This is a genomic window from Mycobacterium arosiense ATCC BAA-1401 = DSM 45069 (assembly GCF_002086125.1).
GTDB lineage: Bacteria > Actinomycetota > Actinomycetes > Mycobacteriales > Mycobacteriaceae > Mycobacterium > Mycobacterium arosiense.
Genome location: NZ_MVHG01000011.1, coordinates 1 through 19882, shown reverse-complemented (window position 1 = coordinate 19882; position 19882 = coordinate 1). Strand labels below are relative to the sequence as shown.

General features: G+C 63.7%; 23 protein-coding genes and 1 pseudogene. 13 read left to right on the top strand and 11 right to left on the bottom strand.

Translation table 11 applies throughout. The features are described from left to right. Positions 1 to 16: 16 nt before the first annotated feature. The 5 genes from BST14_RS07225 to BST14_RS07205 form a co-directional block, all read right to left on the bottom strand. Positions 17 to 307, bottom strand: coding sequence for a YiaA/YiaB family inner membrane protein (locus BST14_RS07225; protein WP_036473574.1), 291 nt, complete (start codon positions 305 to 307; stop codon positions 17 to 19). A 44-nt stretch (positions 308 to 351) separates the two neighbouring features. After that, a complete protein-coding gene (locus BST14_RS07220; protein ID WP_036473576.1) occupies positions 352 to 1638 on the bottom strand; it encodes a hypothetical protein in 1287 nt (428 codons plus the stop codon). A gap of 240 nt (positions 1639 to 1878) precedes the next feature. Beyond that, complete coding sequence (locus tag BST14_RS07215) at positions 1879 to 2172, bottom strand: hypothetical protein (protein ID WP_036473578.1); 294 nt, start codon at positions 2170 to 2172, stop codon at positions 1879 to 1881. A 234-nt stretch (positions 2173 to 2406) separates the two neighbouring features. After that, complete coding sequence (locus BST14_RS07210) at positions 2407 to 3390, bottom strand: hypothetical protein (protein ID WP_139813800.1); 984 nt, start codon at positions 3388 to 3390, stop codon at positions 2407 to 2409. Positions 3391 to 3450: 60 nt separating this feature from the next. Beyond that, entirely contained in the window at positions 3451 to 4344 is an 894-nt protein-coding gene (locus BST14_RS07205) for an ESX-1 system-associated protein (protein ID WP_497795580.1), read from the bottom strand. A 492-nt stretch (positions 4345 to 4836) separates the two neighbouring features. Here BST14_RS07205 and BST14_RS07195 point away from each other — a divergent pair, with 492 nt between their 5' ends. From BST14_RS07195 to BST14_RS07170, 6 genes are all read left to right on the top strand, one after another. Beyond that, positions 4837 to 5142, top strand: coding sequence for a hypothetical protein (locus BST14_RS07195; RefSeq protein ID WP_036473583.1), 306 nt, complete (start codon positions 4837 to 4839; stop codon positions 5140 to 5142). Between the two features lie 114 nt (positions 5143 to 5256). Beyond that, positions 5257 to 6255, top strand: a complete 999-nt coding sequence (locus tag BST14_RS07190; protein ID WP_036473585.1) for a hypothetical protein — start codon at positions 5257 to 5259, stop codon at positions 6253 to 6255. Positions 6256 to 6626: 371 nt separating this feature from the next. Beyond that, positions 6627 to 6965, top strand: coding sequence for a DUF732 domain-containing protein (locus BST14_RS07185; RefSeq protein WP_064942984.1), 339 nt, complete (start codon positions 6627 to 6629; stop codon positions 6963 to 6965). A 49-nt stretch (positions 6966 to 7014) separates the two neighbouring features. Further along, positions 7015 to 7314, top strand: coding sequence for a hypothetical protein (locus tag BST14_RS07180; RefSeq protein ID WP_139813803.1), 300 nt, complete (start codon positions 7015 to 7017; stop codon positions 7312 to 7314). Between the two features lie 101 nt (positions 7315 to 7415). Next, the gene (locus tag BST14_RS07175; RefSeq protein ID WP_196771085.1) at positions 7416 to 7664 is read left to right on the top strand and encodes a hypothetical protein; all 249 of its coding nucleotides are present in this window, start codon (positions 7416 to 7418) and stop codon (positions 7662 to 7664) included. Positions 7665 to 7927: 263 nt separating this feature from the next. Beyond that, a complete protein-coding gene (locus BST14_RS07170) occupies positions 7928 to 9028 on the top strand; it encodes a hypothetical protein (protein ID WP_139813804.1) in 1101 nt (366 codons plus the stop codon). Between the two features lie 10 nt (positions 9029 to 9038). Here the strand turns inward: BST14_RS07170 and BST14_RS07165 are convergent, their stop codons facing one another. Genes BST14_RS07165 through BST14_RS07150 form a run of 4 tightly spaced genes read right to left on the bottom strand, consistent with a single transcriptional unit; the run spans position 9039 to position 11801 of the window. Beyond that, the gene (locus BST14_RS07165) at positions 9039 to 9758 is read right to left on the bottom strand and encodes a Csf3-related protein (RefSeq protein WP_036473593.1); all 720 of its coding nucleotides are present in this window, start codon (positions 9756 to 9758) and stop codon (positions 9039 to 9041) included. Between the two features lie 9 nt (positions 9759 to 9767). After that, positions 9768 to 10634: an RAMP superfamily CRISPR-associated protein gene (locus BST14_RS07160; RefSeq protein WP_036473596.1), complete on the bottom strand. Its 867-nt coding sequence runs from the start codon at positions 10632 to 10634 to the stop codon at positions 9768 to 9770. Beyond that, positions 10631 to 11098 carry a hypothetical protein gene (locus BST14_RS07155; protein ID WP_036473597.1) on the bottom strand — a complete coding sequence of 156 codons (468 nt, stop codon included), beginning with the start codon at positions 11096 to 11098 and terminating at the stop codon, positions 10631 to 10633. Before BST14_RS07155 ends, BST14_RS07160 begins: the two co-directional genes overlap by 4 nt. A gap of 55 nt (positions 11099 to 11153) precedes the next feature. After that, entirely contained in the window at positions 11154 to 11801 is a 648-nt protein-coding gene (locus tag BST14_RS07150; RefSeq protein WP_036473599.1) for a hypothetical protein, read from the bottom strand. A gap of 223 nt (positions 11802 to 12024) precedes the next feature. On the opposite strand from BST14_RS07150, the gene BST14_RS07145 reads away from it, so the two are divergent. The 6 genes from BST14_RS07145 (at position 12025) to BST14_RS07120 (ending at position 16699) form a co-directional block, all read left to right on the top strand. Further along, positions 12025 to 12912, top strand: a complete 888-nt coding sequence (locus tag BST14_RS07145) for a hypothetical protein (RefSeq protein WP_036473601.1) — start codon at positions 12025 to 12027, stop codon at positions 12910 to 12912. Next, entirely contained in the window at positions 12912 to 13331 is a 420-nt protein-coding gene (locus tag BST14_RS07140) for a hypothetical protein (RefSeq protein WP_036473603.1), read from the top strand. The genes BST14_RS07145 and BST14_RS07140 overlap by 1 nt, the downstream gene beginning before the upstream one ends. Then, positions 13328 to 14167 carry a phosphoadenosine phosphosulfate reductase domain-containing protein gene (locus BST14_RS07135; RefSeq protein ID WP_036473605.1) on the top strand — a complete coding sequence of 280 codons (840 nt, stop codon included), beginning with the start codon at positions 13328 to 13330 and terminating at the stop codon, positions 14165 to 14167. Before BST14_RS07140 ends, BST14_RS07135 begins: the two co-directional genes overlap by 4 nt. Before the next feature lie 383 nt (positions 14168 to 14550). Further along, on the top strand, positions 14551 to 15180 hold the full coding sequence (locus BST14_RS07130) for a TetR/AcrR family transcriptional regulator (protein WP_036473607.1): 630 nt from the start codon (positions 14551 to 14553) through the stop codon (positions 15178 to 15180). Then, positions 15177 to 16421 carry a glycosyltransferase gene (locus tag BST14_RS07125; RefSeq protein WP_036473608.1) on the top strand — a complete coding sequence of 415 codons (1245 nt, stop codon included), beginning with the start codon at positions 15177 to 15179 and terminating at the stop codon, positions 16419 to 16421. The genes BST14_RS07130 and BST14_RS07125 overlap by 4 nt, the downstream gene beginning before the upstream one ends. Before the next feature lie 11 nt (positions 16422 to 16432). Beyond that, positions 16433 to 16699, top strand: coding sequence for a F0F1 ATP synthase subunit C (locus tag BST14_RS07120; RefSeq protein ID WP_036473610.1), 267 nt, complete (start codon positions 16433 to 16435; stop codon positions 16697 to 16699). A 242-nt stretch (positions 16700 to 16941) separates the two neighbouring features. On the opposite strand, the gene BST14_RS07115 is transcribed toward BST14_RS07120, so the two are convergent. Then, positions 16942 to 18069, bottom strand: coding sequence for a hypothetical protein (locus tag BST14_RS07115; protein WP_064942985.1), 1128 nt, complete (start codon positions 18067 to 18069; stop codon positions 16942 to 16944). A gap of 386 nt (positions 18070 to 18455) precedes the next feature. Between BST14_RS07115 and BST14_RS07110 the strand changes: the two genes are divergently transcribed. Then, positions 18456 to 19553 (top strand): AcrVA2 family anti-CRISPR protein, encoded by a 1098-nt coding sequence (locus tag BST14_RS07110; RefSeq protein ID WP_036473615.1) that lies wholly within the window; start codon positions 18456 to 18458, stop codon positions 19551 to 19553. A gap of 134 nt (positions 19554 to 19687) precedes the next feature. Here the strand turns inward: BST14_RS07110 and BST14_RS30550 are convergent. After that, positions 19688 to 19824, bottom strand: a pseudogene (locus BST14_RS30550) (hypothetical protein). Positions 19825 to 19882: the final 58 nt, after the last annotated feature.

Below are 19882 nucleotides of genomic sequence, written 5' to 3'. Positions count from 1 at the left end.
GGCTGAGTAGTTCTACTCAGCCCGCGGCGTTGAGCGGGTCGTAGTCGGCCAGCAGCCTTTCGATGCGGGCCTCATCGAGCCGCACCCGAACGGTTGCGGCCTCCTGCTGGTCGCGGATCACCTTGGCCAGGGTGAACGCGCTCGACACCAGAAAGAGGAAGGTGACCCCGAGGAACAATCGCGGCCAGGGGTCAAGCGGCAGGAAATAGATTCCGCCGAGCGCGGCCACGAAGCTGATCGCGAATGCAACGGCGGCCTGGACGAAGAAGGCGGCGGTGGTTTTCGACATGCTGTTGGGAACGGTCATGCCAATAAGCCTGCGGCAGCGGACCGTTCGCGGGATCCGTAAGACTACTCAGATTTCGCGGTGCGGTCGCGGGGCCGCGCCAGCAGCGCCGCCGCCGCGCCCGCCGCGCCCACCCCGATCGCCGCGGCGGCCACCGTCGCCACCTCGACCGCGGCGAACTCGGAGTCCACCAGCGGTTTGACCACCGCCACCGCGGCCACCGCGGGCATCACCAGCCGCACCCACCAGGCCACCACGCTGTCGCCGGGGACTCGCGAATTAGCTTCTGTGACAAACACATACAGCGCCATCAGCAGCAGGGGCGCCGCGCCGAGAATGACCAACCCGATCCAGCGCGCACCGTGCGCCGACAAGACGGCAGCCGTCACCGCGACAAGCGCCATCAGCACCACTCGCGCGATGGTGTTCGGCCGCGCCTGGCGCGTTACCGCCAGGTCCGCGGCGACGCGCACCACTGCCCACCCCGAGGCCAACGCAGCGGCCACCCCGACAGCGACGCCGGTGATAGTCATCCACGTCCGACCCGCTTCGGCATAGAACTCCGGCACAGCTTCGCCCAGGAGTTTGGCACTCCATCGCCACGGCCCCACCACCCCCTGGTGATCACCCACCCACAACACCAGCGCCGCCGCGGCCACTACCGCGACCGCCAGCGACATGGATCGCCCCGGCCTGGCTACGCGCGCGCTTCGGACCGTGATGAGTTCAACGCCCACCATCCCCAGTCCGAAGCCGACTAACTGACCAGACAGCCGGCCCTGGGTAGCGGCCGTCCCGATGACAACGGGGTCACTGCCTGCGGCGACGCGCGCAGTGACTGCCACCGCAAGGTAGACGGAGATGAGCAACCCGGCGATCACGAGCGGCGCCACCAGCGACGCGATGACCCGAGTCGACGCCCAACAGACAATGGCGCCAACGACGACCGCGGTCCCCGCCGCGGCGACCGGTAACCACGAAAAGTTCTCGGCAGGGTCTTCACCGGATGAAAACTGCAGCAGCAGCAGCGATCCGAGGGCGGTGGCGAACTTCGCTGTCAGCACCACATAGGCGAGCAGTTGAACGGTGCCGGCTGCAGTCCCCGCCTTCGGGCCCAGTGTGGCACCAACCAATTCGGCGGTGTTGCGCGCATGGGGTGCATAGCGGCGCAGTCGCGCCAAGGCGTAGATGACCGGGACCATGACCGCTGCACCGAGCAGCGCGCCCAGTCCGTACTGCGCCGCAGACACAATCACCGCAACGCTCAGTCCGGCGGCTTGCCACGTACCGAGGACGCGCTCACCGGAGCCGGTTTCTGGCTGGGTCTGTGCCTCTAGTGATTTTTTCGGCATGTCCTTAAGCATGACTTACGCCTAATCCGGTCGAGCGGGAGCGGCATTACTGCCGAGCGCCACACTATGACGCCTCGCTCTTGGCTTGCGTATTTCTCGGCGAGGCTTCGTTCGGCGTCGGTCGCGCGGGGGCGCGGGTTTAGGGGGACTGCCGGATACTTCCGACGAGCTCTGCAACTCGCTCGTTATTGCCGCAGCGACCGACCTCAGCCCGAGGCGGGCTCGGTCGTGATAGCGCCGTCAGAGCCGTCGTGGTGCCGATGACCGTGCTTTGGCGGCCTTGTACGCCCATGACCCCAACATCAGTGCGATCAGTAACGCGCCGCCCAACATGGTGTAGCCGGTGTTGCGGTGAAAATCCCGCATGCTCGCCGGCGAGTACACGCCCTGGTGGATATTTTCCTGTGTTGCATGCCAGTTCACCGGCGCGGTCAGCACCGCTGGATCGGTGCCTGCCCGGTTCAACTTCTCGATCGTTCTTATCGACCGGTACCCGCGGGAGGTCAGCACCGAGCAGGTGTCGGCCGGGCCCATCCGGTGTCCATCGCAGTGCGGCCCAGTCAGATCTTGGTAGGCGACTAGGCCTGCCCCGAAAAATAGGGCGATGAACATCAGGCCAAGGGCGCCGACCGCGAGGCGGCCCACGACGTGCCAGAAAACCGCCCCTATGGTGGCCCCGGGGGCCGCGGGGTGTGGCCCGTCTACTTCAGCATCGGACACGACGACCCTCCGGCGAGTGGACCACCTCATGAGACGACACGCTGGTGCCTATCTACAGTCGTGAAAGTCGCTGGCTAGTTGCCGCTGCAATTGAGCCGCCTCTGCCGTCTGATTGCCCAGAGGGGCTTGGGGTTTCGGCGATCCACTGTCGTCGCGGCAGTCAGGCACTTGAAGATCTCCGGTGAACTGGTGGAAATTATCGGGCTCTACCATGAGGTGCCATTGCAGTTGTAGCGGGTGCTGTTTGGTGGGCGCTATGGTGGAAATGACTGATTTGAGGTCGCGGTAGGCCGTAGCAGGGTCTGTGATGTAAACCGAGAGCGCGGTGATTCTGGCGTCGTCGACCCGCACGTAATAGATCGGCAGTGCCAGCCGCGATATCAGGGCGTCGATGTTTGCGCGCTGCTCGGCGGTGATTGGGATACCGACTTCCCAGGTGGGGAATTTGGTCGGCTCGGCCGAACGGATATAGACGGTCATCGGTTCGGGCTGCACAGTGGCCAACACTGCGCTCAAGACGTCGTTGGTGTGGTCGATATCTGATACTTCAAGGCGCACCGTGGCACTGTCACGTGACCACAGGATCGACGCCTCTGGCACACGGGTCCTGAGTTGTCGTAACTGATGTGTGTCACCGGCGATCTGGGCGGGGTTGAGCTCTGCGCCGCGTTTTACCTCGACTCGGTCGCCAATGACGAAGGTGGTGGACTGGCGGTAGCCGTTGAAATCCCCGCCTTTGATGCGGGTGATACGTGAGGCCACCGCCGCGATCTGTTCCTCGCTTGCCTTCGGCATCGCGACTACCAGATTCAACTGGGCGCCGTTCTCAAAATCGTTGGTATATAGTGGATTAACGTCATCAACGCCCGGCATTTTGGCGATCTCGGCCTGAAGGTGGCGCACCTCGGCGCTGCGATCAGGAGGCGTGCACGCAGCCACGACCAAGGCCAGCCATGCCATGGCCGCCACGCATACCCGTTTCACCGGTGCCGGGAGCCGGCGCGTGACACGCCGCGACACTGCACTGATCACGAAGCCAAGCACCTTGCCTGCCTTGCCTTTACATCCCGATGTGAGTAACTGTGCGTTACCCTAGACTGCTTTGCAGCCCGTCGAGATGAGGCTGGTGCCCTGGGCGGTGACGTCGTACAGGTAGTGGTCAGCCACCACATATGTTGGAAGCGCTTCAACATAGGCGCGGCCATACACCGCGGTGAGCACCGCGAAGTCTTCCATCACCGGATTGCCGCTACGCCGACCCAATCGGTCTAATTCGTCGTCGACGGCGCTCATCGCCGGCCGGATGCCGTCATTGAGGGCCCTCTGTTGCGGGCTCCACTGGCTCGCGGGGATGTCCTCATCCGTGTCATGCCACGCCGCGGCGGCGTCATTGAAGTGAGCAAACACCGAGGTGAAGTCCGCGCATATCGAGTTGCTGGCGCGAAGGAATCGCTGCGGGTTGGCCGGATCGTCCGTGTGCGGTGACGCGTTCGTCGGTGGGGCCGCCGCGGTGACCAGCGGTCCGCGCAGTGCGGCCGCCCCGTGGCGAATCGCATCGCAGATGGCAAAAATCGCGTTGCCAGCCGAATAGGTAACACGCAACAGCAGATCATCAGGTGAGGTGTACTGCGGGATTCGGTCTGCGTAAGCGCGCCAGTAGGCGATCAGCTGCTCGTAGAGTTCCCGAACCACCCGGTGCGGGGTTTGCCTGGCCAGCATCCCAGTCTTATCGGCGGCCTCACGTATTGCCGTGCCGGCGGCCCGATATTGGGCGCTCAACTGCGCACTCCAGGCAGATGCCGGGATGGATTTGTCTCTGTCGTGCCAGCCAGAGGCTTTCTCGCTGGCCGCCAAGGGATGGGCAACGCTACTCCACCCCCCGCAGGTGGGTTCTTCGGTGATGACGCTGATCGGTGCGGAGTCTCTAGCACTAGCCAGGCCTGGACGCGGCGGCGAGGAATGCCTGACAACGACGATGGTCACCATGACCGAGACGGCGATAGCTACCGCAAATGCCGCCGCCCCCACGAGCATCCACTCCTGTTTGCCGCTCTTCGGTCGCCGGCCGGCGGGTGAAGACCACGGCAGCGGCGAAGCCTCCGGCGACCCCCAGTGATCATCCGGCCGCGGCACCCTCATGTGAACTTTCCTCGAACTGGAGAACCTTCGTTATGCCCGCAAGGCTCGATGAGGTGGTGCCGTCCACGCCGCTGCTGGTCCCTGCAGCAGGTCCGGCGCTCTTGGTACATCCCGTCGCGGCTATGCCAGCGGCGACAACGCTGACAATCACCGCGCCGGGATAACGACGTGAAGACATGGCCAAAGCCTACGGTGAGCGGCGCTGCGTCGAGATGGAAAACCGACGGCGGTAGCGGTGCAACCAACGATGTTCACCACGATATTCACGAAAAGTGTGGTCGAGAGTTCGGATGTCAGTTGAGATGGTCTCGAGAACGGACCGCGAAAGGAGGTGAACAGATGAAGAAAACGCTTCCTCTCGTGATGATGCTCTGTGGGCTCGTGTCGGGAGTCCTCGCAAGCCCTGCGGCGGCGGACATGAATAGCTACATGAACTGCATCCTGTTGAGTAGACAGCACTTGAACCCGGAACCACCTCAGGCAAAGCAGCTTGTCTACAACACGATCGGACAAGAAGTCTCCCGGAACATTCGCAACAACGGGAGTTCCTCGATGGCGGAGATCTCGCGTCTCGAAGGCAACGGGATTGACCCACAGCTCGCACAGATGATCGTCCAGTGTGCCAGCGTGAACGGGCCGATGTGATGTCATGTCGCGCAAGTTGCAAATGCTGGATCGGCCTGGTTCTTCCCAAGGGCCGCCTCCCTTCTGGGACACTTAGAACCTGTGTGGGCTCGAATCGTTGTTGCGCCTTGGTGGGTGAGCTGGCTGGCGAACGCCGCGTTCGGCGCGATCACGCTTGGCGCAGTCGCGGCGTTGCTGTACCCGAACTTTTTCGCCGTCACCGGATGGTTGTGGGGACCGCTCACCGTGGCGGGGTTCGCTCTACTGATATCCGCGTGCCTGGCTTTCGTCCAGCGCCCGTTCCGCCGGGCTTATTCTGCAGCCCTCACTGGACTTAGCCGCCAGCAGCTGCCCCAAATCAACAGGGCATTGCGCCGCGGAGAGATCCCTTCTGAACCGCGCGTGCTGGTGGCTGCCGTCAAGGTGGGCACTTTGCGGCTGGCGCACACGCGTAGGGCCCTGCGCGGGTCGAGGGCATTGATATGGCTGACGCCGGCCTTCCTCATCCTCGCCGGAGTTTTGTCCTTCCTAGCCAACGATATTCGGCGCGGAGTGTTCTTTGTCGGGTTCGCGCTGTACTTCGCGGCCTACTACGCATGGCTCGGGTACCGCAAGGATCAGCTGACCACGCACGTGGAGTCGTTGCGCGCAAGCGCAGAAGCTGACGACGCGGCGGTGGACGTCGACTATGCTGCGCCGCCGCGGCGACTAAGGATGTCGATCCCGCTGTTTATCGTGGCTGGAATCGCCACTGTGACAATCGCATACCTATCGGATCGCCCCAACCCGGACTGCCGGACCGTCGACTCGGTCGCCAACTTCAACTTCAAAACCAATAGCGTGCTCACAGCGCGGCTGACAGCGACCGACGTGGATCTGGCCAGCTACCGAGATTGGTCCAACCAGCTGCAAACCTACGCACGACAAGCATCCACCCCCGACATTGCTCGCCGCCTTCACCGGATCGCCGACCTATCCGTGCAGGCAGTGGCGCGGCGACAAGCTATCAACAACGACGAAATAGCCGGGCGCCCAAGCGATGCCATCCACAGCGACCAATCCGCATATCTGAGCACGATCAGCGAGCTGCTCGACGAACAGCAAGCCCTCATCTCAACCTGCCACCGTTCCTGACCCCGGCTCCCTCGCAAATTCATCGTGATGGCCGGCCCCGGTCTCAACCCGATTCTCACAGCGGCTATCACTGCACCGCTTGAGACTTCTGGAAGTGCTGGAGGAGAACTCTCTCAACGATTTCCGTGCCGAAACTCGGCCGATGGGATGCGGGCCTTCCACTGTGGCTTTCCCGCCTGCGGACACGTCTGGTTGCCAGGCGGTCCTCCGAGGGAGGCCTCGCGTCCACCTCAAACCGCCGGAAGCCAGTCCGGCTCGATGAAAACTGGCCACTTCGACAAAAGAACGATCGGCGATTTCGCTCCGCAGGCCTGTCGCCAGGGGTACCTTTTTCTGGCCAGGCGACCGGTGGCCCGATAGAAGGTGGAACGATGATAGCCGTGCGGTGGACGTCGACCCCGCTTGTCACCGCGGTTGCCGCGTTGCTGGCGCTGGCGCCGCTGGCGAAGGCGGATCCTCTCACCGCCTATGATGTGCAGTTCATCAACGCGCTAGCCGAGGTTCAGTGGCACACGTCGAGCCCGACGACCACCGTCCGGTTGGGGCATGACGTATGTAACGGGATATCGATGCAGGGATTGACCCCCCGGCAATCGGCCAACAGTGGGAGTTGGTGGGTGGTCCCTCCGGGCAGCGCCGGCGCGTTCGCGTTCGTCAAGACAGCGATCAGGTTCTATTGCCCGCAATACCTTTCAGCAGTCGACTGGTAACGGGCCGTGGGTGGGGTTAGGCCCTCGCGAAGACGATAGGAAGGTCAGGATGACGAGGGACAGAAAGCTTTTGGTAATCGCCATCGCCGCTGTCGTCGCCGTGGTTGTCCTGGTGTGGGGTGTTTCCACCCATGGTTTCAAGGACATGCGTTCATACAACTTGGGGCATAACGCAGGACTTCAGGACAAGAACTCACGCTACCCAGCCGGATGCGTCACGATGCTGCTGCTGGCCCTAGAGAGCAGTGATGCGGCAGGTCTCGACCAAGACGACTTCAACTCTGGTTGCAAGGACTCTGGAGACTGGTCAGGCATTAAGGGAGCCCCTGATCAGCCCAAACTCGGCTGAGTTACTCTCTGCCTGCCATCATGGCAAGGTGATGGGTGCTACGGATTATGGCCTTCTGATCGCCATCGGCCAGGCACTGCCCTGACGTGAGGATGGCACGATTGACCGACATGGAGGAAGACCTGCCTACCGTCAGCGTGCGTTTGTGGCGTGCCGACGCGATCGTCTTGTTCGACTGGTTGGCCCATACTGATCTGAACACGGTGCCGATCACGCATCCGGCGCAAAAGCAGGCGCTGGCTGATCTTTTGACCCGGTTCGAATGGGCGGCCGATGCGGATGTGACCGCGGCGACTGCTGACGAGGTCGCGGCGGCCCAAGCAGAAGTGTCGCGCGACATGGGCTGGTGAGGGAACAGAATCCGTTCGTGGCGGTGCTGACGAGCCTGCTGTCAAGATTGACCAACAGAGTCAAACCGGCGGCAACCGGAGCGGCACCAGAATTCGCGAACAACGGACGTCACGACTGCCCGCCAAAGCCATCGGGTCTTGTACGCGGCTGCCAACGCGGGCGCGTACATCTCCACGTGAAGCGCTCGCTGTGGGTCCAATCATCAGTACGAAGACGAACTCGACGCTCAGTGCGCGCATGGCTTCGTAGGTACCGTGGTCGAGTGTCTGACGAAGAAATGGCCGCATCGGAGCACGGCGTGCATCTGGAATGGTGGTACGACCTGGACCGGCCTTTTCTAGCCGAAGTGGACTTGCTTGCCGCCAGGTCAAGCTACTCGACGTCGTTCGTTACAGAGGACGGCGTCTTCGCCGCGACTGTACGTCTGCCACGGACGCCCGACGCTGAAACCGGGCTTGCGGATTATTTGGCGCCTCCGCGCGATTGGGCGGCAGCGCTACCCACGCCCGATGAAGAATGGGGAATCCACTACAAGGACCATACGCTGGGCTTCAAAGGTGTTGTCATCAAACGTCTTGCCTTCAGCATTCAGGCTGGGCCGGAGGTCGTGGAGCCCGCCATACGTTCGGAGTGGGGGCAGGACCTTCTAGCGTTGGAGATTCTCAACACGATTGATACCTGGTGGGAGAATGTCAGGACATGGCTCGAGATTGCAACTAACCAACGCCTCGCACAAGTCGGCCACGAGGCCAGCGATTGGTTAAACCCGAATACGCGGACGTCGATATGGACGGTCGACGAAAGCGGGGAAAGGAAGCCGTTGAGGGCCGGCGGCACTGTTGTTCAGGGCCCTGAGCGAGTCCTCGGTGTGACCGCAACGATTCTGCAGGATTGCTTGGCGCTCGCACACATTGAGCCGCCACTGGCATGGACTCTGTTGCGGGACGCGCGCGCTCTGCAAAACGCCGATCAGTACCGCCGCTCGGTCATCGATGCAGCCACTGCAGCAGAGCTGGCTGCGACCAAGCTGGTTGACGATCTGCTAGTGGGAACCGAGTCGGGGGAGCGAGCAAGGCTCCTCCGCGACCGAAGCCATCAGGGACTTGGAGGGAAGGCAGTACTGCTGAGGGAATTGGGGCAGGGCCCTTCGGAGGGTTTCAAAACTGATCTAGTGGCCAGGCGAAATGACGCTGTGCACGAAGGGATAGATCTGAAATATCTCGAGTGGCAGGCGGCGTTTCGTGCGGCGTTAGCCCTTGTCGAGCAAGGCTTTCCACTGCCCACGGCGCCGGGTTCAAGCGGGCCGCTAACGTGTTATTGGTCTCAGGCCGTAGAAGCGCAGAATGTCCATTCGTGGCCGTGATGCGAGCCTGCTAGCGGGCTGGTTGGTAGGCGTTGGCGCGGCTCGCAGGGTGCAGGTACGGGGGCCGGACGGCGGCGGTACCCAGCTGTCCTGTCTGGACACCGGGGGTGTGGGTGAGGCAGCGCACCGGCGTTGTGCGGCCGAGTACGCCGGGCTCGTGTTCGTGGCCGGCGGCCCAGCGTGAGATATCGGGGGTTTCGGTGACTTCCCATCGTGTGACGAGGCCTTCTCCGACCCCGCGGTGCTTGCCGATCGAAAAGAGGTCGGTGAGCAGCTCACGGATGAGGTCGGCGTCGCCGACGGCGCGCCAGGTCAAGGTCGCGGCGGGATGCGCCATGACAGGGACGATGCGCTTTTGATAGCGGCCCTGGGCGTCGGAAACTGCTTGGCTTCCAATGACGGGGGTCAGCTGCTGAAGCCGGCCCCGATTCGTGCGTGAGGTGCGCCAGCGCATGTCGGGGTCGGTGACGTGATGGGGGTGGAGGTCGGCGAAGGTGGCCATCCAGTGCCAGTCGGCGTCAGAGGTGGGATTGCCGCATTTGGCGAGGGGAAGGTCCAGTGTCTCAGGGTCTTTGGTGTGCTGATAGGTGAACTCTTCGCCCGCTGTGCGGGCGGCCCACTTACGGCGGTGCCACAGTACTGAGGCGAGTAATCCATCCAAGGCCACGCCCCAGGGGCGGGACAGCACGACACCGTGTGGTGTGGTGGCGGTGATCTGCAGAGCAATCATGTGTGTGTGTCAACTCAGTTGCGATAGCGTGGTGATCGCCTCGTCGCGGTGAGCGGTTAGGTCCGCTGCCCAGTCGATGTTGTCGCTGGGCAGATTTCCGCGAAGCGTGGTCGCGGTGACGGTGGCGGTGACCTGTCCGTGGCCGGCGGCGATGCGGCCGCCGAGGTGTCCTCGGGTGGCGAATTCGTCCAGGACGGAAAGCAGAAATGCTGCTTGGATGGGGGTGGCGTTGGTGAGTCGAACCCAGGTCTGAAGTCGGGTTCCGGCCGGCAGCGTCTCCACCCCGAATCGTCCGAGCGGACTGCTGTTTTCATCCGAGTCCGTGCTGGGAGGCCAGGCGGTGGTGGTGCGGTGATCGGACAGGTGGCTAAACGATTCTTCTGCGACGCCAAGCACGGCAGACAAGGCTTTGGATCGCGGTGGGCGGGGCAGGATGTGGGAGAGTTCGGCGATCTCGGGCAGCACCTTGCCGACGTCCAGTAGCCCCGACATGATGCGGCCCGACGCCGCCCCGCCGAATACCGCGACCTGGGGCAGTAGAGCCTTGAGGCGGCGTTCTTGCTCGTCAGTAAGGGGCCGCGCGGATTTGGCCAGCCGGCCGCCGTTGGTGAGTAGGTGTGCTGCCGGGATGGGCAGGGCGGTGTCTTCGTAGTTGAGCACGGCGGCGGTCAGTGACTCTCCGATGCGGCGCAAGATGCCGCGGAAGCCGCTGCCCGACACGATCGGGACAAGTATCACTTCACCGGTAGGGGTGATGATTTTTTCTCGGCGGAACAAGGCGAAATTGTCGGTGCCGATGGCGCTGTAGTCCTCGCGGTGCACGATCGAGGATCGGGCCAAGACGTCGATGTCGAAGTGAACGCTGATCAAGCTCACCCGCGGGCCGCTTTCCGTTGTTCGGCAACAGCTTCGGCGATGATGCGCACTCGCAGCAGCAGTGCCGGCAGACTGTCACGTAGCACGGCGATGACGGGTAGCGACGGTTGGCGTAGCAGCATGGCTAGCTCGAGGCGTCGATCCCGCTGCCGGGGCGCGCAGACCTCGAGCTGTATGGACACATCAGACCACCAGCGATCCAGGGTGTCGGCGCGGTAGGCGGCACGGCGAACTCGACCGGGCAGCAGCTCGTCCCAGTAGGTTTTGCGGTATCGCGGGTCGGCGAGCCAGCTTCTCTCCCAGTCGATGCTGTAGTGCAGTAGCAGCAGCAGCCGTTCAGCGGTGTCGGCGGGACTGGGCCGGGCGGCTTCTTTCGTTTCGGCGTCCGGGGCGGGTTCGTCGAAGGGGGGCAGTTCGGGAACCAGGGCACGCCACGCCTGGGTGGGAGTGGGAGCTGCCGTCATGGGTGAAGCGTAAATGGCCCGGCAGTCACCGGGTGGTGATCGCTCGGCGCGCGGGTTAGGGCTGAGGCGTCGGCATGGTGGTGAGGGCGCGAGCTGCTGCCCACAGTGGCGGGACGGTGCGCCATATCTGCAGTGCTGTCCAGGCAGCCAGGATGCGCCCCCAATGGCTGGACGGCTGAGCGCGCAGTAACCGCGAGGGAGGCGCCGGATGGCTCAGCTGGGTCCAGGTTGCGCCCACGGTGGTGCGCAGCCAGATCAGGTCGGTCAGCCGGGTCGCCGCAGCGGCATCCCAGGGCACGACGAGACCATCGGTGGCGAGATGTCCCCATTGGGCGGTCGGCAGGATGTGGCGGCGTCGAGCGGTCGGAAGGATCGCGGCTTGAGAGGTCGGCAAGGCGCCGCCAGCGAGCGCGTCAGCCAATGCGGCACCGGTGGAGTACTCCGTCACGGTCGTCGCAGTGACCAGTAAAGCCAGTTGTGTGGTGGGAGGGGTGCTGTAGGCCCAGGCGCATGGCACACAGAGCCGGCGGGATCCGAATGGCCAGGCGTCGAAACCGGTGAACTTCTCAGAAATGATGCGCGAGCTCAGCACGGTCGGCCCCTCTTCGCCGCAGCGCCCGCAGCGGCCATCTACCGGCGACGGCGCGTCCACGGCGGGTCGACCGGCGGCAACCCATGCCGCGGCGGCGGGATCGGAAAGCATGCTGGCGCCACGATACGGCCGGATCGGTTGGTATCGTGAGCGACACGAAACGCACACAGGGGTCGGGTGAGGGTTTCACCTGAGGCGGCTCCGGAAGGCTGATTATCAGTCCATCCGGGGCCGCCTCCCTCTTTTCGGTCTGGCGCGCGCAGCAATCCCGCTTGGTGTCCAGGTTGGCCCATACACTGCCCTTGATCGTCGAGCTAGGGAAGTTTGAGACCGCGTGGGTGCCAAGACCGCCAGACCGAACCGGGAACAACCCGTCGTCGTCGATGTCGAAGGTGGCCCGATCTCCGCGCGCGACGTGAAGGCCGCCCGCGAGGTGGCCGAGGATGCGATGACAGAGCGTGGCTTCCAGCGCCTGGCCAACCAGATCACCGACGAACTGCGCGACGCGGACACCTCACTGACCCGGGCGGCTCGCGACCGTGATCGCGCCACGCCTCGAGATAGGAGCCATATCGAGTCCGGGCGCCTGCGCGGCGAACTGCCGCCCCGCGAGGAGTTCCGGGAAAGGCTGAGCGGTCGCCAGCGCAAGATCCGCTCGGCGGTCAAGAACCAGGTGATGGCCGCCGCGCCGGCGTCGCAGCACGCCGCGATCGCGAGCATGCTGACCAGCGAAGACCCCACTGAGTGGCGGCGCATCAACGAGAAGCTGCACCGCTCGGCGGGTGACGTCCAACAACTGGCGGACACTGATCGGGCGAAGGTGCAGCGCCTCGACAGGGCGATCCAGGCGTATGAACGCCTCAACGACCGCACCCACCGCGTCTACGTTGCGGTGAAGCTGCCCGATAACCGTGGCGACATCACCAAGCCCTCCGACCTGCCGGCTAACCTGCGGCCCGGTGCGAGCATCGCGTTCGACCAGTTCACCCTCACTCGACACAACTTGCATGAGACGCCGGGCCACGACAGCTCCCGGCATGTGGTGTTCGAGGTTGTGACGAGCCGTGGGATGTATTTGGGTCGCTCCGACAGCGTGGAAGACACCACCCATATCCTCCCGAGAGGAATGCAGTTCGACGTAGCGTCCGCCGAACACGTCGCCTATGCAACCCGATCCGGAGGCTTCAACGAACGCGTCGTCTTGCAACTGAGGGAGCGGTGATGACCCCCACCGAATGGATCGTGCACCCCAACCGATCCGACATTGGATCCGACGAGCCCGGCCGCAACGGTCATTACCGCTCGCTCACCCGCCCGCGGAAGCCGGCCATCGAACCGTGCCTGGCCCGAGTAAGGCTGCCGCGCAGACTATCCGACGTCGCCGACGCTGATGGCACCATTACCTTCGGCGGCAACGACTGGTGGTTCGTCGTCGGCGCGGCCCGCACCTTCGTCCGCACCCACATCGACTCAAACGTGCCGCCGCCGTTTGGATTCAAGCGCAACGGACAGTGGTGGTGGTGGGACGACACCACCAGCGTGGAATCGATTCTCGAAGGCCCAGAGGGCATCGACTACGTCCGCGAATACCTCGCTCGGCTGTTCCCGAGGTGCACCGTCACCGTCAGCGACGCACGATGACCACGACGCCGGCCGGACTAGACCTGCACACGTTACGCGGCATCGCCGCCCGCCGGCGCGGGGCCCAGGGCCACCAGCATCTGCTCGACCGCATCGCCGAACACCTCGACGAGAACGACGGGTTCGTATCTTGGAGTGGCGGCAAGGATTCCACCGTCGTAGTCGACCTCGCTCGGCAGGTCGACCCGCACATCCCAGTGGTGTTCTTCGACAGCGGGCTGCAGTTCCCTGAGACGCTGCGTTATCTGGAGGACCTGGCGCAGGAATGGCAGCTGAACTACCACGTGATCACCGCTGACCCAGATTTGCTGACGGTGCTGATCGCCGGCGGTGGTTTCGACCATCACGCAGTCGATCGTCGGTTGCGCGGACAGCTCGCCGACATCATGATCACCGGGCCCGCGGCCGAGGCGCACCGCCGCTACGGCCGCGGATCGCTGTGGGGAGTGCGCGCTGAGGAGTCCCACGGCCGACGGATGCTGTACCGGCGCGGTCTGGGCGCCGAAACGCGGGCTCGACAGCACAGTTCGCAGTCAGATGTACGCGCGCAAGTCGGCGGAGTGGTGCGCCGAGCGGACGGCACCATTACCTATGGCCCGATCTGGGACTGGCAACGCTCGCATGTCTTCGAGTACCTGGCCGGCCGCGACATCGAGCCCAACCCGCTCTACCGCAAGCTCGCCGAACTCGGAGTCCCCGAACAGCAAATCCGCGTCGACTCGATCATCGACGCCTCCAAGCTGTCCAACGGACACATCGCCTGGCTGCAAAAAGGCTGGCCAGATCTATATGACCGGCTCAGTCGTGCTCTACCGCGGCTGACTGAATGGACGTGAAAGCCGCTGTCGGACTGCGCTATTGGCGGCGGCGCCTCCTCCTCCTCCTCCTCCTCCTCCTCTCCTCGTGGCAGTGCCAATTCATCTGAAATGTCCCCAAAAGGCATATGGGACATAAGGTAAGAGGCACAGCGGTTGTTATCTACTCGCGTTGGCGCGATTGCCGGCCGCTGGCCCTGTGTGCCGATCTCAGCGTCGTTTGTTCGTGAATCCTGACGTCGGCGCCCGTTTTCCCGGTCGAGTATTTGCGAATGTGGGCGTCGCGAATTCCGTGAGATGGCGGCCGGTTGGCGCACCGCTCTGCGGCATGCACGTAAAGGCCGAGGAACCGCGTACGTGGGCGCACGCTTTCGCGCGCTGATCGCTTGATCTAATATCAGAGTATGCGATCAGATCTGCAGAAGCCGGCGACCTTCACCCAGTCGGCGCGACGGGCGCAGATTGTGGCCGCCGCGATCGAGGTGATCGCCGAAATCGGGTGGGCTCAGGCGTCGATCCGCAAGATCGCTGATCGGGTTGGGGTGGCGATGAGCGCGGTGCTGTATCACTTCGGCACCAAGGACAACTTGGTCGACGCGATCGTCGAGGAGATGTATCGCACGGCGCTGTCGTTCGTCGGACCGGCCGTCGATGCGCAGTCAACCGCGGCGAACAAGCTCGCCGCCTACATCACAAGCAGCGTCGCGTACTTCGATACCCACCGTTCGCACCTGGCGGCCCTCACGCAGCTCGGTACGAGCTACCAGCCGGCAGACGGGCGCCGTTTCGAGGAACTCGAAGTGACGGCTGAGCTACAACAGGAACTGGCTGTCTTGGACCCGACGACGATCTTGACGGCGGGGCAACAGGATGGACAATTCGGCGATTTCCCGATCACGTCGATGGCGGTCGCCCTCCGGGGCGCGGTCAATGCCGCGGTGGAGAATATCTTGCGCGATCCCGCCTTCGACGCCCGTGCGTACGGTGAAGACCTGGTCGCCATCTTCGGTCGTGCCGTGGCGGTGAACCGATGAGCCGGATTGTCATCATCGCCGTGGGTAGCCGCGGCGATGTCGCTCCCCTCACCGGGGTGGGCGTGGCGCTACAGCAGGCCGGACACGAGGTCGCCATAGCCGCCTACACCCCCTTCGCGGACATGATTTCCGGCTGCGGTTTGGGGTTTCGCGAGCTGCCGGCCGATTTGCAGCCTGCCGCCGATGGCGCCGAGGTATCACCCGTCAAAGGTTTGGCAGCATTCGCCTCGCCTAGAGGCATGCGCGCCCTGGGCAACGACATCCTCTCGGCCGTCGCCGACGAACCCGCAGACATCCTGCTGCTATCACCGTTCGCCGAAATGGTTGGACACCCGCTCGCCGAAGCGAAAGCTATTCCCTCTCTTGGGCTCCGGTTGCAGCCACTGTCAGCGACCGCGCAGTACCCGCCGTCGATTGTGGGTTCCTGGTCGGCCGGGTCGTGCGGAAATCGGGTTGCCGCCAACGCAGGCGCCTGGTTACTGGACTCCCTATACGGCGGCGTGGTCGCGCAATTCCGCCGCCAGCTCGGGCTGTCGCGCACCTCCGCCCGTCGGCTGCGTCAACAACGCACCACTGCGCAATGGCCTGTCCTGCACGGGTATTCACCGAGGGTGGCGCCCCGGCCTACGGACTGGCGCCCGGGATTGGAAGTCACTGGTTACTGGTGGCCGGCGAGCGCCGGCATCTGGGAACCGCCTGCTGACCTCGCCGAGTTCCTCGCTGCCGGTCCACCGCCGGTGTTTGTCGGGCTCGGCAGCATGATGACCACCTCGGCGCGAGCCGAGCAGCTATCGGACACGATCCGCCGAGCGGCCCAACTGGCCGACGTCCGGGTCATCGTGCAAGCTGGCTGGACCAATCTACATGTCGCCGAGGACCATATGTTGACCATCGGCGACACCCCACACGACTGGCTGTTTCCTCGGGTTGCCGCCGTGGCGCACCACTGCGGGGCGGGAACCACCGCGGCAGGTATTCGCACCGGAGTGCCCACCATCGCCTTACCCGCCTATGGTGATGGCCCGTTCTGGGCCAGGCGCATCACCGAACTCGGGATCTGCGCGGCCACCATCAACCAGCGCAAACTCACCTCGCAACGCCTTGCCGAGGCAATGCGCATCGCCGTCAACGATCCGCTGCTGAGGGATAACGCCCGCCAAATCAGCGTGCTGATAAGCGCTGAAGACGGTGCTGCACAAGTTGTTTCATCAGTTAGTTCCCTGATCCAACAATTCACGTAGAGGAGTAACCGATGGCCGCGGACCCCGAACTCGTCCACGCAATCATCACCGCAGGAGCCCTTGCCGGTGGAGGCTTGATGATGGCCGGAGGCGCGATCGGCGCCGGCATCGGTGACGGCATGGCCGGCGCTCAACTAGTCGCCGGCGTGGCCCGCCAACCCGAGGCCCAACAACGAATGTTCGCGCCCTTCCTCATCACTGTGGGCCTGGTCGAAGCTGTCTTCTTCATCAACCTCGCCTTCATGGCGTTGTTTGTCTTCGCCACACCCGGCAAGTAATACGTCGTTGGCAGGATCGCGGCTTTACCGACTCACGACTCTGCGCAGCCATCGTCGGCCGATTCATATTCGGCCGCAACATCTTCGATGACCGGAACCGACTCTTACCGCCTCGGCCACCACGACACGCCCATCTCACAATGGCGTCAATATTGACCAACAGAATCAGAGTGGCGGCAACCCGAGCGGCACCAGATTTCGCCAACAACCGACGTCACGATTGCCCGCCAAAGCCAGGCCGCCTACGGCGTTGGCAGATCGGTAAGCCAGTCGACCAAATCTGCCGGGCGGCGAGGAAGGAAAGGCTGGAAGACGTTCAGCTCGCGGCTGGTAACCACCTGGTTGCGCGCGGCCTTGTCGATGAATACCGCGTCGCAGTAGGGCACTGCGATCGCCAGCGCATCGATGTCCTGCATGTCGTTCGTCGTCCATTCATGGCGACTATCGCTGTGGTATCGCTCCTTCACCGAAGCGGCCACGCGGGTTGAGGGCATCCCGTCGATGAAATTCCGTACTTTGGCGAGGCATTCGGGTGTCGGGGGATCCTGTATCCCGAGGATCTGGGACAGTGACAGCCCGGTGGCTCTCTGTGCGCGGTCGACCAGGTGTCCGAGCTCGGCGTAAAGCTCATTGGCGTTGACCACGTCGCGCAACTTGGACTGCCGAAGCGCTGGATCCGCATCCAGCTTGCCGACGAGGTCGTTCTCCCGCTCGGCCCGCTTCTTGAGCATGTCGCGCCAGCCGTCCAAGCTGTACCCGGCTTGGAGTAAGGCAGGATCCTCGTGGTCGTCGGGTCCGGTGACCAGTTGGCGCATCGCCCATCGATTCAGACTTGCCATCGGATCAGCGCCTGTCTGTATTCCCATGTCCTGACAGAGCTTCTCAGCCCACCACGATGCTTCCTCCGCGGTGGTTCCCTCGAAGACGATGCCGCCCTTCTGCCCGAAGGCATGCAGCATGTGCGTTCCCACAAGCGGGATGTGCCCTTGAGAGGTGACCGTCATGGTCGGCAGATCGTTGAGCGCGGCCTCGAACTCGAGCTCCATGATCTGGGGGCGTCCCAGGAAGAAGTTGAAGTCGGACAACTCCTCCATCACTGCTACAACGTCCCGGCGCTGGGCGGCGCTGGCGATGTTGTAGATCTCCAGGATGTGCGTCGACGACAACGGGAACATCGCGCGGCCGTCGGCCAGAGCCTGCCGACAGACCGCGAACAGGTCGCGGTAGCCGGGTGGTGCGGTCCCGACCGCGACTTTCGCCAGGTTGATGCAGGCGAACGTGTCCAGGTACACGAGAGCTGGCGGCCTGGGTGGCAAGGCCAGGTCGCTGGGCCAGACGACGTCGGCCCGGACGCCGTAGGCAGTGGGCAACGACCCCCACCCCTCTCGCGCATGGTTGGACGTCGACAATGATCCCCCGTAGGGGAGGGATGCCGCAAACGCTTGATCGGCGCGACACGGCCGATTGCCTCCGCCGGAGCGCTAACGCTGTGTGGCCGAGCTCTATTGATGGTGCATTAGATCGCCGGTTTGCGCCGGCGTAGGAAGCATCCGATTCCTCCTAGCGCGGTTGTCAGGACGATGGCGTCGGCCCCGAGGGTTAACAGGGCGAGGAGTCCTTTGGCGATGTCGACGGGGAAACGACACACCTCTCTCCCGCCTGCTGATCACCTTTGAGGGCGCCGGGTTCGCTCGTGCGGCGTTGACCATGTGCGTGTTCTCGCGTTGTCCGGCTCGGCGTGCGGGAGGATGGGGGTGTGGTGAAGAAGAAAGGTCGCGATCTGCGGACCAAGCGGCACATCAAGGTTGATGATGCGGCCGCGGTGATCGCCGCGTTCCAGTGGTGGGCGAACCGACCACCAGCACGCAACCCCGCCACGCAGTGGGCTCAAGACGTGGCCGGGATGATCTTCGAGAAGTGGTCCGACAGTCCTGTGGTGTTGCGCGTCGACGACGAGTTCGCTGGCGCGTTGATCAACGCGAAGACCGATGTGGAGCTCGTCCCGGACTGGTTGACACGGTTCCCGTTCGATGCCGTCGCTTACAGCCTTGCCACCCCGCTGTCACTGCACGACGGGCGCCGCATGTGTCACTACCTCGGAATGGTCGTGGCCGGCACGGTCAGTCAGTACCGGAACTTGACAGGTTCGGGACCGACGCCTGCGGTGGGCAACATGAAGCTTCGAGGCGCCGACGGCCGCGGCGTATTAACGGGTTACACGAATATACCTGCAGCGCAGGGTGTTCGGTGCATGTGGGTGTATAAGGAGGAGGGCGACCCGACCCCGCAAGTCCAGAGCGTGACTTTCCCGCTCCGCGGCGACCTTGCAGCAGCGACGACGCTGGCCGATCTGGTCAGGGTGCAGATTCAAGGTGCGCACGAGGCTGGGAACTCCAATGGCGAGGAGTTGCCGGTCCTCATCCCGTTGTCGTTGTCGCTGTTGTTGTACTCCGCGGCGGGTGATCCCGAAATCGACTGGCCTCCCGCTGAGCAGATTTCTCGACCGCAGCAGATCCGCCGCGCCGAAATCGGCAATCTGGGATGGCGGACCGGCGCAGCGCTGCGACAGTACCGCCGGCAAGCGGGCGAGCGCACAGGAGATGTGGGCATTGCTGGATGGAGGCTCCCGCCTCATATCCGGATCGCCCATTGGCATCGAGTCCGCGTCGCCGAACGAGACGAGAGCGGCAACGTGACCGGAAACCGACTTGGCGCCGAAGGCATCGATTGGCACTACGAACTGCGCTGGTACCCACCGACGCCGGTGAATGCCGACGGTGGCATTGCCCCTGCAGTTCGAGATTTGAACTTAGGGCGATCTTGCTCGCCTATAAATGACGCGAATTTGAGATAAACCGTAGAGACAAGACTAATCGCATCGCCGCAGCTCAGGGGAGCGCGATAGGACACGAAAAGCGAGAACCTACAGGCGCCGCCGCGCGGGGGAAGTCCACTGGGTTGAGCACCGGTCGGTGTTGCGTTGTGGGTCTATTGCTGGTTCGTGCGGCGCTTGTCCGACCATGCCCGGTACCCCATCAACACGGCCAGGCCCCCGTACTGATCAAGCCCAGCCACGTGCCATGGATGGCGTTTACCACGAAGAGTGCCAGAAATAGCGCAGCCATCACTGCGAAGAAGACTGAGCTGTTCAGGCGGTTCCTCTTCACCCGCGTCCTCCTCTCC

Coding starts and splice junctions, on each gene's coding strand:
- BST14_RS07155 (WP_036473597.1), bottom strand. CDS start 11,098: ATGACGGCAGCTCCCACTCCCACCCAGGCGTGGCGTGCCCTGGTTCCC.
- BST14_RS07140 (WP_036473603.1), top strand. CDS start 12,912: ATGACCCCCACCGAATGGATCGTGCACCCCAACCGATCCGACATTGGA.
- BST14_RS07185 (WP_064942984.1), top strand. CDS start 6,627: ATGATAGCCGTGCGGTGGACGTCGACCCCGCTTGTCACCGCGGTTGCC.
- BST14_RS07120 (WP_036473610.1), top strand. CDS start 16,433: ATGGCCGCGGACCCCGAACTCGTCCACGCAATCATCACCGCAGGAGCC.
- BST14_RS07165 (WP_036473593.1), bottom strand. CDS start 9,758: ATGATTGCTCTGCAGATCACCGCCACCACACCACACGGTGTCGTGCTG.
- BST14_RS07195 (WP_036473583.1), top strand. CDS start 4,837: ATGAAGAAAACGCTTCCTCTCGTGATGATGCTCTGTGGGCTCGTGTCG.
- BST14_RS07125 (WP_036473608.1), top strand. CDS start 15,177: ATGAGCCGGATTGTCATCATCGCCGTGGGTAGCCGCGGCGATGTCGCT.
- BST14_RS07220 (WP_036473576.1), bottom strand. CDS start 1,638: ATGCCGAAAAAATCACTAGAGGCACAGACCCAGCCAGAAACCGGCTCC.
- BST14_RS07225 (WP_036473574.1), bottom strand. CDS start 307: ATGACCGTTCCCAACAGCATGTCGAAAACCACCGCCGCCTTCTTCGTC.
- BST14_RS07135 (WP_036473605.1), top strand. CDS start 13,328: ATGACCACGACGCCGGCCGGACTAGACCTGCACACGTTACGCGGCATC.
- BST14_RS07215 (WP_036473578.1), bottom strand. CDS start 2,172: ATGGGCCCGGCCGACACCTGCTCGGTGCTGACCTCCCGCGGGTACCGG.
- BST14_RS07130 (WP_036473607.1), top strand. CDS start 14,551: ATGCGATCAGATCTGCAGAAGCCGGCGACCTTCACCCAGTCGGCGCGA.
- BST14_RS07180 (WP_139813803.1), top strand. CDS start 7,015: ATGACGAGGGACAGAAAGCTTTTGGTAATCGCCATCGCCGCTGTCGTC.
- BST14_RS07150 (WP_036473599.1), bottom strand. CDS start 11,801: ATGCTTTCCGATCCCGCCGCCGCGGCATGGGTTGCCGCCGGTCGACCC.
- BST14_RS07205 (WP_497795580.1), bottom strand. CDS start 4,344: ATGGTGACCATCGTCGTTGTCAGGCATTCCTCGCCGCCGCGTCCAGGC.